Raw genomic sequence first — 16,226 nt, 5'->3', positions numbered from 1 at the left:
GTGAGCGGGCTTGGCGAATCGTCGCACCGCCCACTCACCACTGGGAGGATTTTCAACTTTAAACGTTGTTTAGATCCTCCCGCCTATGACATCGCACATCGCTCTGGCTGAATGGGCTGGGGCGTTGGAGTCTGTTCAAAGTCGGACCCGCCGCAATCGTCCGCTCAGCGCAACCACCTGCTGATCGGCGGTGGGAATCGGCCGTCCGCTCAGCCCCATGCCTTCGCTCACCAACACCGCGCCCTCGATGCAGCAAAGGTTGGACGGCGTATCCAGGCCTTTGGCGAGCACTTGGACATTGCGTTGCTGCACGTCGCAGCGCAGCAGGCGGCCACTGAAGCGGGCGAAGCCGCCGTGCAAGACTTCGCCGGACCAGTCGAGCGGCAGGGGTTGCAACAGCCGATCGCACAGTTCCAGCACCAGAATCCGTCCCTGCGGATCCAGCGCCAATCCGGTGGGCAGTTGCAGCCCGCGAATCAACACCTCGATCCTGCCGCTGGCAGGCCAGACACGGATGACCTTGCCGGCGTTGTCGGCGAAGTCGATGCCCTTGCGCGTCGGGTCGCGATGCAGTTCCCCGGAGAACAGGCTGATCAGCACCGCATCGGTTTGCGGCTCGTACACCAGGGTTACAGGGACCGCTTCCTGGCCCTGATCCTGGTCGGGCAACAGGGCCAGGATCTGCTCGCCGTCCGGGGTGAACTCCACCAGTTGGTTGGTATCGGGCTTGACGGCGAGCCAGCTTTGGCGCGAAGGGTGATAGCACAGCGAGTTGAGGTTGCCGCGACTATGGAACAGCGGTTCGGGCGGGCTGTATTGCAGGTCCAGGAGCTTCGAACCGGCGACGTAGTCGGTCTGGCTGACCACGTAGCGCCCGGCACCGAAGGCGATGTCCGACAGGCCCATGATTTCGTCCCGAAGCATCCGCGCCTGCATGTTCATCGAGCGAAAGCCCTGGGCCAGGACCTCGGGCGGCAGGTAGCCGTCCTGGGCGCGTGCGTCTGGTCGCAGGCGACTGATACGGCCACTGAACGTCTGGTCAGGCAGGCCTGAGCCGGCTTCCACCAGCAGTAGGCTGCCATCGTCTTCGACGCAGACGCCGCGAGGGTTGAAGAGGCCCTCGGCGATGATATCGCTTGGGCGCAGCGTCTCTTGCGGCTCGCCGGGTATGTGTAAAGCAACGGTCATGGTCTTCTCCTTGTTCAAGGCTGCCAGGGGGTGCCGTTGAGATAGGTCGTCAGCAGGGAGCATTGGCTCGGCGACATCGAGCGCACCACTGACATGTACAAGGTAGTGTTCTGGTACTCGGGAGAGATCCGGGCCAGGATCGCCTGCTTGTAGCTCATCACCGCGTCAGGTTGGTTGAGCTGGATGTAGCGTGACATGGCAGGAAAGGCCAGGTAATGGAAGCGCAGCACGTTCTGGTACACCTGCTCCCAGGTCACGATGCTGCCCGTGGGAATGCCGAAGTCGCTCCAGGCGTATTTGCGAAAGTTACTGAAGCTCTGGGTCAGGGGGTTGTTGTCGAGGGTGTAGGTCAGGGTGGTGAAGCCGGCCTGGGTTCTGGAGCCGGCGACGGGGAGGACATTGAAACTCACCGAGGGCTGACCGGCCGGAACCGTCAGCGAGTTCGGTAGCGCCAGGAAGTCCCAGTAGCGGTTGGCCTCATAGACGGCGGTCGCCGAGGCCGCGATATCGATTGGCGTATCTGCTTGCACCACGGCGCCCAGGTAACGGACTTGCAAGGTGATCTGCACGCCTGTGCTGTCAGGATCGAGGTAGGTGTTGCGCTGATCGCTGTAGACTCGATACGCGCATTCGGGTGCCGATAGCGCTGGGTTAAGGGCGTTCCCTGGAGCACTGATGCACAAGGGCGTGCTCTGCACCTGCTGGATCTGGGTGGTGTCGAGCGGCACGTCGATGATGCCACCGAACCGGTAGTAGTCCTGCAGCAGCGGGTCGCTGGGTTCAAAACTCGCCAGGACCGTTGCCGCGCTCGCGATGGTGACGGTCCCGTAGTCGGCGTTGGGACCAATAGGGCTGGTGATGTCGTCGCGCACGGCCCTGAAGGTCTGCTTGGGGATCAGGTTGACCATATCGATGCTCAGTTGCCCATTGGCGACCTCGGCATAGGCAACGCTGCTGATGTTCAGGTCCTTGTCGGCATTGATGAGTTGACGGCCCGGCGGGCAGATCTGCGGCTCATCGGCATACGCCGTGGCCAGGGTGCCGATGACCCGGCCGATGCTCGGGTTAGGGTTGAACTGGTTGGCGGCGTAGTCCGCGTTCAGTTGCTCGGTGGTCAGGGTGGGGCACATTTCGAACATCACGAAACGCAGCACGATCCCGGTGGCGTTGGGCGCTTCGATCAGGGCCTTTAGTCCGGCACTGCCCTTGTTGTAGCTGACGATGCTGCTCAGTGGAAAGGTCAGCTGAAAGGTGCCGCTTGCATGGAAAGAGCCGGGTGAGTCCATGCTTCCAGGCTCAAGCACACGGGTATTGAGGTCGAAACTGCTGCACACGGTATTACAGCGAATCAAGAGCTCGGGAGCTGTACTGCTGCCGATCTGCAGGCCGCCGACAAATATCTGGGTCGTGGTGCTCGCTGTGGGGTCCAGGTCGACCATCATCGGGCCGGAATTGGGGCCTTGCCCGGTGCCGGGGGTAACGGAGCCGAGCAGGTACACCGGCTGGCCGACCATGTCTCCTTCCAGCGAAATGTTGCCCGGTGTGCCTTGGGAACTGATCAGCGCATTGTGCATCGTCACCACGTGGTCTCCGTAGTGGTTCCAGCCGCCGGCCGTGTATCGGCTGTTGGGACCGATTCTGGGGTCCGGGGCGTTGATCAATTCATATAGGCGGTCATCGCTGTAGGTCCGGGCCGGTTCCGACACCGTTGAGGTGGTCAGGTCATACAGATCAAGGGACGTGGCGATGCCGTTGGGCAAGGTCGGCGAGTTGTTGGACACGCTGACGTCGGTGGAGATGCCACCCCAGAAGTTCAGCCGGGGTCCGTTCAATATGCTCATGATCTATTCCTTATCCTGGGTGGCATGGGTGACCGGGGCGTGGGCGAATCTGAACAGGAAGGAGAAGTCGCTCTTGTATTGGCTATGCAGCGGTGTCGCCATGGAGTGGCAGTTCATGCAACTGCTGTTGTTCTGGATGTAGCTTTCCATGGTGACGTTGGCCGACAGCGACGGTGTTGGCTGACCCAGCGGATTGCCCGGATTGTCCGGCGACTGGGGGTGCTGCGTGGTGATCAACTGGTAGTACTTGAACACGCTCTGTTGCACCTGCGGATTGCCCTGGTACTGGGTATTGACCTGCTGGGTGACGTCGGTGATCGGGGTGACCCGGTTCAGCGGATCCGGCGTGCTGAAGCTGGTGCCGGGCTTTGGGGTACAGACCATCTGTGTGCCTTGCTGCTGCCACAGGCAGGGAGACTGATTGAGGCTGCCGGCGGGAGCCTTGGCGTTGAAGTAGGAGTAGAAAATCCCCGAGACCGGTTGGTCCACCCACTTGCCCCCCAGGTTGACCTTGGGTGGCACGTTGTCGATCTGCTCGAAGGTCGACCAGATCCACTGCGGGTAGCCCTCGACCTTGCTGATGATGTGCAGCCCCACCAGCCCGATGTTGGCCGGTTCGGCGCCGTTGGGCCGTCCCTGGCTGTCGAATGTTGTCACCAGGGCCTTCGTCGTCAGGTAGCGGCTGCTGTCGTCGGCCGTGGTGAGGATGCGCCAGCTGGCCTTGATCTCGCCGGCATTGTTGGGAAAGTTGATGTTCTTCGCGGCGTCGACGATCGCTGCGTTGTAGAAGTCGTTGGCGACGATGTAATTGTAGGACACCTGGTTGGCGGCAATGTCGTAGTAGGTCGGGTTACCGCGCTGATCAATCAGCCAGCCCCCGACCGCCTGGTTGTCCGCCTGCACCACTTGGGTGTTCTTGATCGCGGCGATGTTGATCAGGTTGAGACTCCTGCGCGGCAGTTTCGAGTTCCAGGGGCCTGGATTCGTGGCCCCGGGAAGGAAGGTCTCGCTGACGCTCTTGTAGGTCTGCCACACGGTATCGCCGGGGCTGCCCAAAGGCTTGGTGCAATCGGCCACCCCGCGCTGGCCCGCCTGTGCGGGCCAGTTCAGGTTGATGAACGTCTGCCAGCTGTACTGATCGAAAGCCTGCTGGGAGGCTCCGGCAGCGGGTACCACGGCATTGGGTGGGCAAGTGGTCTGCGACCCAGGCGTGCCGGGCTGCAACGCGCTGGCCTGCTGGCTGCCCAGGCCCAGCAACAGCAAGGCAGTGAAACGGCTCCAATGGTTCATGAGACAGCTCCTGTCACTGCGAAGGGGGCATGAGTTGGTTCCACTGCGGCCGCGCACCGTTTTTCAACGATGGCGGTGGGGTGAAGAGCTGGCAGTCCGGCGGGTTGGCCGGGCACATCTTGGCGACTTGGTCCCAGGTCTTGGCCGGATCCGGTTTGTCGGTGCGCCAGTTCAGATAGTTCTGGCTGACGATCGGGGCGTTGGCGACGCTGACATCCCCGGAGAAGTAGAACGACTGCGGGTGCTGGTAGGCCGGTTGGCCCGGAGCATCGCTGGTGGGCTGCTTGTAGAACGCGTAGCCGAACAGGATCGGGCTCGGTTTGACCGGGATTTCCAGCGCGTAGGCCTGCACGCTGCCGTTCAGGTTCTGGCTGCGGGCTGCGCTGTACGGCAGGTGTTTGATGAAGTCCCGGCGCGGCGGGTGGTTCATTGGCGAGAACATGCAGCAGGCAGGCATATCCTTGGGCCGGTCCTCGGGGTAGGTGAGGAAGTAGGCCTTGTTGCCCAGGGACACGAAGGAGCAGGTGTAGTTGTTGTCCTTGATGGGGAAGATCGGCAGGCAGTACTTCTCGTAGTGCTCCATCATCGCGCCGGAACCGTCGCCGTCGGCCGGGACATAGTCGTTGTCGTAGTAGCTGGTGCCACGGGACACGGTGTAGTCGGCTGGTTGCAGGGTGCTCGGCGGGCTGCTGTAGGGCGGCGGGTTCTTCGCGTAGTTGGCGGTGACCCGGTACATGATCCAGTCGCTGACCCAGGTGGCCGGGTAGAGCGGATCGGCCGGATCGGTGGCTGTGCGCTTGGCAATGCAGTTATGGGTCTTGGCGTCGCAGCCCTTGTCGTTGTGCACGCCCATATTGAAGTAGACGTTGTCGGGGTAGGTCTGGGCCCACGGCGCCTGGCTGGCGCCCAGCAGGCCGGCGGCCAACAGCAGTTGCTTGAAGAGACTGGCGTTCATCTGACACTCCTTTGCAAAAGCTGGGCGCCACGGTGCGCCCAGGGTTCCGTTGCATGACGGTTGCGGATCAGCCTTGCTGGTAGTCCGTAAGGTTCAGTGGGCGCGGCGGGTAGCCCGTGCTCACCAGGTCCTTGGCCCAGATTTCCAGCACCTGGCGACGGCTTTGCGGCAGGTCTCGGGTGATGGGCATGGCCAGGGTGCTGGCCTCCTGATACTCCTTGCTGATCAGCTTGATGAACTGCTCGATCGCGCCCTCGATGCGTTGCAGGGAGTTGAGCGGCATGTACTTGTTCATGATCGGGTAGAGGTAATAGAAGGGTTGGAGGATCTGCGGATAGATGAACTCGTTCCAGATCCGTACGTTGGCGTCGTCGGCCGTACACATCTGGTTCCAGCTGTCGACGAAGTCCTTGAGCATCTGCGGCTCTTGCGGCAGTACCCGCAGCGGCGACAGGAAGTCGGTGAAGGCGTCGGTGTAGGAAAAGCTGAACGGAACGCCCGTCGGATCATCCTGAATGAAAAAGCGCAGGGTAGGGAAGCCCGGCGCCACAGCGTGCACGGTCACCTGGGCAATGCCGTCGTCATTGGTCTGGATGCGGGTCAGGCTGTAGTCCACGGTGGCGCCCAGGCCGGCCTCATCATCCAGTTTCCCGCTCATCGCTTGTGGCTTGTCGAACCTCAGGCATGGCCTCAGATCGATAGCGGCCGGTGTTTTCAGGAATTGCTGATAGGTGATGGCGTTGCTTACCGGCACATCGCACCCGGGAGCCGTGACGATCATGGCGCTCAGGCGCCTGCCACTGCCTTCCCTCAACAGGCTCGGATGCTGCGAGGCGTCGGCGAACTGAGGCATGCCCGGCTCGTTCTTCGCGCGCACTTCGGGAAAGTCGGTAATCAGCACGAAATCCGCCGGGTTGCTGAACGCCAGGTAGTAGTTGCTGGTGGTCAGCATGAAGGCGTTGTTGTATTCGGCCACCCACAACGAGGTTCCGGCGGGCGCGGGCTTGCCGTTGTGCTGCACCATGATGCTCAGCGTCCGGCTGTCCCCGACGTCGATGAAGCTGGCGCTCTCGATGACTTCCGCGGTCCACATCTGCTGTTGGGCGGCGATGGTGTCGGTGCCCTTGAGCCGCAGCGCCAGGTTGCCGTTTTTCAGCGCGGCCTGGGCGCTGGTGTCGAGGGGCAGGTCCAACAGGCCGGAACGCTTGTCGAAGGCCGATTGCCGATACTGGTCGAAGCCGATGCTGGCCAAGAAGGAGAAGTCCTTGCCCTGCAGCACCCCCAGCTCATAGTCACCGACGTTGAACTTGGCGGCGACCGGAATACCGTTGTTGCGCCCATCAAGCTCGGGGGCGGCCGGGCCCTCATGCACGGCTGGGTAGATCGGAAAGGTATTGCCCAAGTCCAGCGACAGCGTGCTGCCATTGAGCTCGGCAGTGAGCACGCCCAGGTTCACCACCTGTTCTTTGGCGTGGATCTGCGCATCACCCGGTACGCTCTTGTAGAACGGTACCCCGGCGTTGGGCACCAGGCGTTGACCGGCCGGCGCGGTGGGGAACTCGTTGCGCAGCCAAAGCCCAAGGGTGCCTGCGCTGCGGCTGTAGGCGGGGTTGAAGAAGAGCTCGGTCGGGTTGTCCAGGCCTATCTGATAGAGCATCTGCAGCCTGGACATGTCCCAGGGCGCGTGGGAATGGGTGTTGACGTTCTTGAAGTCATTGAACAAGCCGTTCTTGTCGTAGACGGTCAAGTAGGTGGTGAACCTGAGCATCAGGCCTTGGGCGTCGGTATTACGCTCCATTTCATCTTTCAGCTCCTGCAGCAGTTGCGAACCGCCGATGACCCAGTCCACCTGATCCTTGGTAAAGCAGGTTTGCCAGGTGCATGTCACGTAGACCAGGCCGCCGAATGCTCCCCAGTTGAAATCGAGGAAGCGGTTGAGCATGCGGCAGCCCTGTCTCAGGGTCACGCCGCAGGTGGCATCGCCCAGCATGATCTTTTCGAAGTACAGGGCAGTGAAGGTGTTCTGCCAGGGGCTGACGTCGACAAAGCGTGCCGCGGTCGGGGTTGGGCTGCCGAACGAGTTGCCCTGCAGTTGGTACGTCTTGTTGATCAGTGGGTCGGTGTCGATGTAGCTGTCGACCTTGCTTTCACCGCCGATGATCACCGAGCGAAATTGCTGGTAGTCCACGGTGCCGCAGGCGTTGTCACCGAACAGGTCCCACTCGGCGGGAATCATCGGGTAGTTGCTGGGGTCGCCGTTGGTGGGCACCTGCAACACGTAGTCCGGAACGTCCTTGTAGGCCAGCGGGGTAATGGCCCAGGGCATCAGCGTTCGCGGAGCATTCTCGGCGTTGATCCCGTACGTGCTCAAGAAGGGCCAGTTCATCTGCATCTTCACGGCGTCGTACAGCGGTAGCACATCATTGTTATTGAGGGTTGGGGGGTTCCAGAACATGAAACCGTTGAGGTAGATCCGGGGAAAGTTCAAGACACTCATGGGCTGCTCTCCTTAGCGTTTCCACTGGGCGCGTTTGAGCGACCAGACATAGTCCAGTTTTTGATAACCGTCGAAGTCCTTGTCCGGCAGTACGCTGGTGGGGTAGAGAATTCCGCCGCTATGGTCGATGTTGAAGGAGAAGAAGGTGTTCTTCTGTGTCGAATAGGCTGCGGTGCTGTGGCACGCCAGGCATGAGGAGCTGCCCTGGAAGGCCGATTCCAGCTGGGAGTTGGCAAGTAGCTTAGGCTCGGCCTGGTGGCGGTCGTATTGCACGCCGATCAGTTCGTACTGGGCCAGGTTCGGGTACTGCTGCTGGTAGCTACTGTTCACCGGCTTGGCCGCCTCGGTGGGGCCGGTGCTATTGATCATGGGCTTGGGCGGCGCGTCGTTGGTGACGGTGTACTTGGGATTGTTGCGGTTTTCGAAGGTGGTCCAGACCCAGTCCGGGGTCAACTTGTTGATCACGTGCATGCCGCTCAGGGCGGCGTAGCCCACCTGATACTGGCCGATGCTGTTCACGTAGTAGGCCTGGGAAATGTAGTACCCGTCCTTGGCCAATTGGGACATGAAGTCCTTGTTGCCGCCGATCCAGAACCACGCCGTCTTCAGCTCCCAGGCGGTGGTCGGGAAATTCAGGTTGCTGGTCAGCTTGGCCAGGCCGTCGCGGTTGTAGATCTGGTTGGCGACGATGTAGTTGAAGGTGTCCTCGCCCATCAACAGGTGAAAGCGCACCAGCTGTTCTGTCTTCGAGGGGGGAACCGGCGGGTTGGGGCTCATCTTCAAGGCCAGGCCATCGACCTGCTGGGTGCCGTTCTGTGGGCTGCCGGCGGTGTCATTGCCAAGAAACTGGAATAGCCCCTTGGGGTCCATGCCCTGCTGTTGCGCCAGTTGCGTTACCTGGCTTGGCGGGGTTTCGCGGGAGCTGTAGGGCTGTGGAGTGGCGCCCTTCAACAGGTAGACCTGATCGGCTGGCTTGAACGTCTCCCAGACCCGATAGGCGCCTTGCTGGGCATCCTGCCGGTTGAGGCAGACGAACCAGTTCCAGGCCATGGTTTCCGGGCTCTGCTTGAACGTGGTCAGGGTGCCGCTGGGGTCATTTGCGAATGTGAGGAAATTATTGCACTCAACGGTGTTCGTGCCCTGTGCCTGAGCAAAGCCGCTCAACACACTCAGCACGACTATAGGGATGGTTCGCCGCATGGAATCTCCTTGGCCTGAGCCTTATCGTCATAGGGGCGCCCCAGGAAATGTTCTAGGAGCAGGTGTTTTACCGCAGTGGCCGGCAGATGCTCCGGCAGTGGTAAATCGCAATCGGTGATCAGCAGTGGCCCGACCTCATCGTCGCTCGGCAAGCGTCCGTGGCTGCCGCGAACCAATGAGGTGTCCAGGGGTATCAGGTCCATGTAGTAACGAAAGCCGAGTTTCTTCTGCAGCAGCCGGCGCGCGACCCGCAGCTTGGGAAAACGGATCGCCGGGTCGACGAACAGCTCCAGTGGGTCGTAGCCCGGCTTGCGGTGGATATCCACGGTGCGGGCGAAATCCGGGGCCAGGCGGTCGTCAAACCAGTAGTAGTAATCGAACCAGAAACCCGGGGCCGCCACCGCCACCAGCTCGCCACTGCGTGGGTGGTCGAGCTGGTAAGCCTGTTGCTCGCGTTTGTCCAGCACCTGCTCGATACCGGGCTGGCTCAGCAGCAGGGCCTTGACTCGGGCAATGTCCTCGGGCTGGCGCACGTAGACATGAGCGATCTGGTGGTCCACCACGGCAAAGGCCGTGCTCGCACCAGGGTCCAGCAGCTCCCAGCTCAGAGAGCGGCGCACGTGCAGCAGGCCTTGCTCGCGCAGCACGCGGTTGATCGAGACCGACTGCTGCACCGCCTCGATACCGTATTCAGAGAACAGCATCACCGCCGCACCTTTCTGCCGGGCAAAATCCAGCAGGCGCCCGACTTCATGGTCGATGGCCCGCACTTCGTCGCTGATGGACGGATGCTCCGGCCCCAGGCGTTGCAGGCTGTAGTCCAGGTGCGGCAGGTAGATCAATTGCAGATCGGGACGGCTGATCTGGAATTCGGCCATGGCGCAGTCGACGATCCAGCGGCTGGAGGCGATCCCCGCCGCCGGGCCCCAGAAGCTCGGAAAGGGAAACTCGCCGATCTGCTGTTCGATGCGTTCGTGCAGGCCCGATGGTGAAGAATAGAGGCCGAACATCTTGCGCCCGTCGGCGGGGTAGTGCGGCCTTGGCGTAATGGCCGCATCCACCTGGGCATACATGTTGAACCACCAGAACAGCTGGCTGCAGCGCAGGTCGGGGATTGCCCGTTGCAGGGTCTGCCAGACCTTCTCGCCCTGGATCAGCGCATTGGGTTGCAGCCAGAAACGCACTTCGGCCTGATCACGGAAATACCAGCCGTTGCCGACGATGCCGTGTTCCGAAGGCGGTAGCCCGGTGAGGATCGAGGCCTGCACCGTCGAGGTCACGGCGGGGAATACCGGCTGCAGTTTGGCCATCCGTGCCCGTTGCAGCAGGCTATTGATCCGGGGCGTGGCCGGGCCCAACAGGCTTGGGGTCAGGCCCACCACATTGATCAGTAGCAAGGGTTGGCGTTCAGAAGGCATGGGCCGCGGCCTCCCTGGACGAAAATCGACTACGCAGCAGCTGCCGTTTGTGCAGTTGGCTCTCGACCCATTGCAGTTCTGCGGCGATGCCTTGCAGCAAGGCTTGCTCGCTGTCCGGACGCAGGGCGGCGGGCAACACGTTCCAGCTGTAGGTTTCCACCTCCAATACCGGCTGGAAGTGCGGATGCGCGGCGAGGAAGTCGAAGGTGCGCAGCAGGGCCTGCTGGCTGCCACTGAGCTCGCTCAACAGAAACTGCTCGCTGAACAACGGCACATGAAAATGAATGCGCAGCTCTGGGCATTGCCCTTGGGTCGGTTCGGCGGCGCTCAGTGCCCCGGGCAGGTCGGACCAGGCCAGCATTTGACCGGCGCCATCCCTGGCCTTGACCTGATGCAGGTAAGTGGCCTCCACGAAGTTGCCCAGGGCCTGCAGCACCTGCTCGCGGCGCTGACGATCGGCCAACGGCAACTGGCAGATCAGTGCATTGGACAGCTGGATCTTCCCCACCGTGATGTGTGCGTCCAGCAGCCGTTGCAGGGATTGGTAGCAGTCCTCGAAGACCACTGCCTGGTGGCAGACATCGAAGCACAGCGCCAGGTAGCCATGGTGGGGGTCGGTAGCTTGCCAGTGCTTGAAAAAAGCCAGCGCTTGGTCGGTGTTCTCCAGTACGCAGTCCGGCTCCATTTCCAGGCACAACAGGATTTTTTTGCCGCTGCTGCGATGCAGGCTTGCCAGTTCGGCAGTCAGTTGTCTCAGGTGTTCCTCGGCCTGTTGCTGCCTGGCCTCGTCCCAGGTGGCGGCATACCCGAGAGGCACGCTGGAAATCACCCCTTGCGGGCAATCCAGGGGCAGGGCGGCTGCCAGCAGGTGCGCCAGTTGCAGGCTGTATTCCAGGCGCTGTGGCTCGGCCCAGGTCGGCCGGTAGACCTCGGCTTTCACCGCGCCCTCATGGAACTGACCATAGGGAAAACCGTTGAGCGAAGTCAGGCGCAGGCCGCTGTCGTGCAGCAGTTCGAGGAAGGCTTCACGTACCTCGGGCTGCTGCAGTTCGGCCGCAGCCTGGGCGCTGATCCACAGGCCACTGTCCTGTACCGCCAGCCCGCGCTGGCGCCGTACCTCCTGGAAGTGTTGCTGGATCGATGCCCGCAGGCCGGCCACGTCACGGGCCGGATGCACGTTACTGCAATACCCGATCTGCGCGGCGCTCCAGCCGGCCCGGGCACTCATTTGACCACCGGTTCCTGGCCGCGCAGCGCCGAGTTCTCTTGCCATTGGCGGCGCTGATCGATCGGCAGCGGAGTGCTGACCAGCGTCTTGTCCAACTGCCCGCTCTGGGCGAAGAAATCCACCGGGTTATGGAACAGCACCTGTTCGACCTGCGCTTCGCTGAAGCCGGCGGCGAGCATCGCCGCGCCGGTTTTCGGCACCTTGAGCGGGTCGCTGATGCCCCAGTCGGCGGCGCTGTTGACCACCATTTTCTCGGTGCCGTACTCCATCAACAGGGCGACCATGCGTTGCTCGGACATCTTGGTGTTGGGATAGATGGAATGACCGCGCCAGCAGTCGCTGTCCAGCACCAGGGGCAGGGTCAGTTCGTTGAGGTGGTCGATGATCACCAGGTGCTCAGCAATGCCGACTTCGCGAATCACCGCCAGGGTGCGCTTGGTGCCGCCAATCTTGTCGCGGTGCGGGGTGTGCACCAGCACTGGCAGGTTGAACTGCTTGGCCAGCTCCAGTTGCGCGGCGAGAAAGCGGTCTTCTTCCGGGGTGATGTCGTCATAGCCGATTTCCCCTACCGCCACCACACCGTCCTTGACCAGATACCGCGGAAGGATCTCCAGCACTTCGTTGGCCACCGACAGGTCGTTGGCTTCCTTGGGGTTGAGTCCGATGGTGCAGAAGTGGTGGATGCCGAACATGCTTGCGCGAAATCGCTCCCAGCCGAGCAGGGTGTCAAAGTAGTCGATGAAGCTGCCGACACTGGTCCTGGCCTGGCCCTGCCAGAAGGCCGGCTCGATAACCCCGGTGATCCCGGCGGCCGCCATGTTCTGGTAGTCATCGGTGGTGCGGCTGACCATATGAATGTGCGGATCGAAGTACTTCGCCATGGTGGCTCCTTGATTGGGTGCTACAGAATTCGTTGCCTGACCTGGATGGATTCAGGTGCCGGCGGGAAAATGTTCGAGCCAGTGCCGGGGCAACCGTCCCTGCTGGTATAAGTTGCGCAGGCGCTGTCGCTGGGCCTGGCTCAATAGGTAGAAGGCGATGACCTGGGGCAAGCCGTGGGAAATCTCACGCTCGGCGGCCAGCTGTTCTTCCATAAGATCCAGGGCCAGTTGGTTGAGGTCGACGCTGCGACGCTCCGCCAGGCCGTGGATGCGACGGCTGTCCAGGCCCATGCCCAGGGTCTTGAGCACCAGCTGATGGAAGGCCCTGTCCTGGTAGTGACGCGCGGCAAAGGGGTTGTCCAAGGCGATGGCGGCGAACACTTCGCGGTTGTTGGTGCGCCCGGCCTGGAGCGCCAGGTCGAGGCTGGCACCCTGGCTGTCGAGGTCATCCAGGGCGTTGAGCAGCGCAGCCTTTTCCTGGTCGTCGCCCCACAGAAACAGCTGGCGTAGCAAAGCCAGTTGATCGGTGTCGGCCTGCTGCTCCAGCAACTGGGCCAGGAGCAGCGCCCGGGCCAGTGGGAGGCCGTTCCCGTCCGGGCCGGCGGTCACGGGGCCGAGGCGGCGCCGGCACTGGCTGCTGAGCAGTATCAGTGTGTTGGCCGAAGGGTCCCGGGCCAGTTGCTCCCGGGCTTCTTGCCACCAGCGGCGGCTTTCGTCGTCCAGTTGCCGGTCCAGCCGTTGCTGGCGCTCGGCGAAGGCTGCATGACGAATGGTGAGCGCAGTGTGCGCGCGAGAGAGGGCATCCATGCTCATGTCGGCTTGATCCAGCGTTGAAGGTGGGGAAGCAGAAAGAACACCAGCACACACAGCAGGCTGCCCAGGGGCTGGTTGGCCAGGGCCAGCACCAGCGCATCGAACAACGGCAGGGCGGCCAGCCCGGCACCGATGAAAGCGCGGATCTGCCGTTGCTGCGGGTTGGCCAGGTGGCGTTGGTAATGCCAGCCCAGCCAGCCCAGCCACAGCAGCATGACCAGCCAGAACACGCTGTTATCGGCGTAGGCGGCCAGGAGTAGGGGGCTGAGCATGAGCAGCAGCGGCAGGCGACTGAGCAACTGGTTGCGATGTTCCAGCCGGGCCAGGTAGGTCAACCCGGCGATGTAGGTGCCCAGCAGCGCAGCGCACAACCACAGCGGCTGGGGCGGCATCGCCAGGCTGGCGGCGGCGGTCAGGTACAGGGCCGAGCGGCAGCCGCCCATCAACCAAACGCTGTGCGGGTATTTCTTATGCAGCAGGTTGTAGCCAAGGATGAACAACAGCAGCAAACCGGCGCTGGCCAGCATCCAATGGGGCTGGGCGATCAACCGGCTAAGGCCGAAGATCGCCAGCGCCGCCAGCAGTAACAGGGCCGCGGTGGCCAGGCTGACCTGGGTGCGGCTGACCAGGCCCAGGACGATCGGCCGAGGGTTGTGATGCTGCTGGTCCCAGTCGGCATCCAGCAGGTCGTTGAGCAACATGCCCGCCAGGTACAGCGCCGAGAGCGCCACCAGCAGCAAGCTCCAGACCAGTGGCGTGGGCGGCGCCAGGGTACTGGCGCTGCTGACCAGCAAGGCGGCGGCCAGGGCGTTGGTCCACACGGTCGGCAGGTTGGACACCCGCCCCAAGGTGAGCCAGGTGGTCAGCGAGGAGTGAGTCATTGCGCGCACCCCGCGCCCCAGGCGAAATCCGGCCCGCCGAACGCCGACAGGCGCGACAGGGCCTGCTCCATCAGCAGCATGTCGATGTGATGCACATCCACCGACTGGCCCAGGCGGCAGAGCATCGGGATCGACAATTGCCCCCCCAGGTGCTGGCGGAACTCTTCCAGGCCGAGCAGGATCGGCGAGCGCCCCTGTGCGTCGCGCAGGCTCAGTTCCGGCGGGCACAGGTTAAAGCCGAGTGTGTCCAGCAGTTGCAGCAGGCGTTGGCAGTCGGCGTCCGACAACAGGCCGCTGGCGTTGGCATACAGCGCATCCAGGGCCATGCCCACGGCCACCGCTTCACCGTGGCGCAAGCGGTGCTGGCTGAGGTTTTCCAGCTTGTGGGCCGCCCAGTGTCCGTAGTCCAGGGGCCGGCCATTGCCGCGCTCGAACGGGTCGCCAGCACCGGTGATATGGTCCAGGTGCAACTGCGCGCAGCGGTGGATGGCGTAGCGGCTGGCACTGTGCTCGAAACCGGCCAGGGCCTCGGCCCGCTGCTCCATCCACTGGAAGAAGGCCGCGTCCTTGATCACCGCGACTTTCACTGCCTCGGCGAGGCCGGCGATCTGATCTCGCTGGGAAAGGCTGAGCAGCAACTGGAAGTCATTGATCACCGCCGTGGCCGGGTAGAAGGCCCCCAACAGGTTCTTCTGGGCAAAGGCGTTGATGCCATTCTTCACGCCGATGCCGGCATCGTTCTGCGCCAGCACGGTGGACGGGATGCGGATCAGGCGCATGCCCCGGTGGAAGGTGGCGCAGGCGTAGCCCACCGCATCCAGTACCGCGCCGCCGCCCAGGGCCAGCACATAGCAGTGGCGATCCAGGCCGTGTTGCAGCATGTGCGCATACAGATGCTGGAGCACGTCCGGGGTTTTGCTCAACTCACCGGCCGGCACCGTGATCGGCGCGGCTTGCAGATGCAGGTCGGCCGCATGGGCGCTGAAATAGCTGTTGATCTGCTGCGGCAACTGCGGCGAACACAGCAGCAATTGTTCATCGACAAACACCAGCACCGTGATCGGTCCGGGCCCCTGCCGAGTCAGTTGCTGGTACAGGCAGGGGTTGTCCGCCTGGAAAATGTGGTCGGTGAACAGCACTGGGTAGTGGTAGCTCACCTCGAAGCGGCCTTGCAGAGGTTGATCCGTGTCGAGAGTTGGTTGCGCCACGCGCTGTTTGAAAAGGCTGCGGGCGCCCAGGAACAGCCCAGGCAGCACCATGCTGGCCAGAATGGTCGCCAGCAGCGCGTGCTGCTCCACCAGCAGGCTGCCTATCGCGGCGTAGGCCAGGGCCAGGCCGGCGTTGGCCAAAGTGGTGACCAGCAGGAACGGGCGCAGTGGATAGCCTTGCATGCCGGCTGCCAGCACCGAGGTTTCCGCCAGCACCGGCACGCCACGCAGGCACACCAGCGAAAGCGTGCTGAGGCGATAGGCCAGTTGCCCGGGTTGCCGGCTTCTGAGTCCCAGCCAATTGGACAGCAGGCGAAAGTAGCCGGCCCCAAGCCAGTAGCCGAGGCTGGCGCCCAGGCACAGCCCCATGAGGATCACCAGATAACCGCCAATGGCGCCCAGGGCCGCCACGGCCAGCAAGGCCACGAGGCTGGAAGGCACGGGCAGCAGCACATCCAGGGCCAGAAGCGTTACCAGCAGCACGGCCAGGCTCAGGCGTTGTACCGGGTCGGTGGGGAGGAGGGTGCTCAGGTGATTCAGCAGCTGTTGGATCTGCTGTTCAAACAACAGAAAGCTGGCAACAACCAGGATCGAAAACACTGATAACGAAAGCCAGTAGTTTTCGGCCGCACCCTTGAGTGAAAAAGCTCTAGGCAACACGCTACGCTTCATCAAGCATCCCTCTTGATTGATATGACTGAATTCCGTGTCAGTGTCAGTTGGGTACGATGTAAGGGCGTCTGGTTATTGAATTCCTCGACGATGGTTATGGGATTTCTGGCCGCTGAAGGGCACTCGGGTGGCCAGTAGCTATCAACTTAGTCAA

General features: G+C 62.5%; 12 protein-coding genes. All 12 read right to left on the bottom strand.

Annotated features, from left to right (window positions below; translation table 11 throughout):
* Window positions 1-135: 135 nt before the first annotated feature.
* The 12 genes from PSH66_RS15485 to PSH66_RS15430 all read right to left on the bottom strand — a co-directional run bounded on the left by PSH66_RS15485 (window position 136) and on the right by PSH66_RS15430 (window position 16,072).
* Complete coding sequence (locus PSH66_RS15485; protein ID WP_305427139.1) at window positions 136-1,188, bottom strand: hypothetical protein; 1,053 nt, start codon at window positions 1,186-1,188, stop codon at window positions 136-138.
* Window positions 1,189-1,202: 14 nt separating this feature from the next.
* Window positions 1,203-3,029 (bottom strand): hypothetical protein, encoded by a 1,827-nt coding sequence (locus PSH66_RS15480; RefSeq protein WP_305427138.1) that lies wholly within the window; start codon window positions 3,027-3,029, stop codon window positions 1,203-1,205.
* A gap of 3 nt (window positions 3,030-3,032) precedes the next feature.
* A complete protein-coding gene (locus PSH66_RS15475) occupies window positions 3,033-4,319 on the bottom strand; it encodes a hypothetical protein (RefSeq protein WP_305427137.1) in 1,287 nt (428 codons plus the stop codon).
* 13 nt (window positions 4,320-4,332) lie between these two features.
* Window positions 4,333-5,274 carry a hypothetical protein gene (locus PSH66_RS15470; protein ID WP_305427136.1) on the bottom strand — a complete coding sequence of 314 codons (942 nt, stop codon included), beginning with the start codon at window positions 5,272-5,274 and terminating at the stop codon, window positions 4,333-4,335.
* 67 nt (window positions 5,275-5,341) lie between these two features.
* Window positions 5,342-7,771, bottom strand: a complete 2,430-nt coding sequence (locus PSH66_RS15465) for a hypothetical protein (RefSeq protein WP_305427135.1) — start codon at window positions 7,769-7,771, stop codon at window positions 5,342-5,344.
* Between the two features lie 12 nt (window positions 7,772-7,783).
* Window positions 7,784-8,971 carry a hypothetical protein gene (locus tag PSH66_RS15460; RefSeq protein WP_078824661.1) on the bottom strand — a complete coding sequence of 396 codons (1,188 nt, stop codon included), beginning with the start codon at window positions 8,969-8,971 and terminating at the stop codon, window positions 7,784-7,786.
* The gene (locus tag PSH66_RS15455) at window positions 8,950-10,389 is read right to left on the bottom strand and encodes an alkaline phosphatase family protein (RefSeq protein WP_305427134.1); all 1,440 of its coding nucleotides are present in this window, start codon (window positions 10,387-10,389) and stop codon (window positions 8,950-8,952) included. The genes PSH66_RS15460 and PSH66_RS15455 overlap by 22 nt, the downstream gene beginning before the upstream one ends.
* On the bottom strand, window positions 10,379-11,617 hold the full coding sequence (gene eboE / locus PSH66_RS15450) for a metabolite traffic protein EboE (RefSeq protein WP_305427133.1): 1,239 nt from the start codon (window positions 11,615-11,617) through the stop codon (window positions 10,379-10,381). The genes PSH66_RS15455 and eboE overlap by 11 nt, the downstream gene beginning before the upstream one ends.
* Complete coding sequence (locus PSH66_RS15445; RefSeq protein WP_305427132.1) at window positions 11,614-12,498, bottom strand: TatD family hydrolase; 885 nt, start codon at window positions 12,496-12,498, stop codon at window positions 11,614-11,616. Before PSH66_RS15445 ends, eboE begins: the two co-directional genes overlap by 4 nt.
* A gap of 51 nt (window positions 12,499-12,549) precedes the next feature.
* Window positions 12,550-13,311, bottom strand: a complete 762-nt coding sequence (locus PSH66_RS15440; RefSeq protein WP_305427131.1) for an EboA domain-containing protein — start codon at window positions 13,309-13,311, stop codon at window positions 12,550-12,552.
* On the bottom strand, window positions 13,308-14,192 hold the full coding sequence (locus PSH66_RS15435) for a UbiA family prenyltransferase (RefSeq protein WP_078824657.1): 885 nt from the start codon (window positions 14,190-14,192) through the stop codon (window positions 13,308-13,310). The genes PSH66_RS15440 and PSH66_RS15435 overlap by 4 nt, the downstream gene beginning before the upstream one ends.
* Window positions 14,189-16,072 (bottom strand): 3-dehydroquinate synthase, encoded by a 1,884-nt coding sequence (locus PSH66_RS15430; RefSeq protein WP_305427130.1) that lies wholly within the window; start codon window positions 16,070-16,072, stop codon window positions 14,189-14,191. Before PSH66_RS15430 ends, PSH66_RS15435 begins: the two co-directional genes overlap by 4 nt.
* Window positions 16,073-16,226: the final 154 nt, after the last annotated feature.

Source organism: Pseudomonas sp. FP597, from assembly GCF_030687435.1.
In the GTDB taxonomy this organism is placed as follows: Bacteria; Pseudomonadota; Gammaproteobacteria; order Pseudomonadales; family Pseudomonadaceae; genus Aquipseudomonas; species Aquipseudomonas lactucae.
This window is presented reverse-complemented; position numbering and strand designations above follow the sequence as displayed.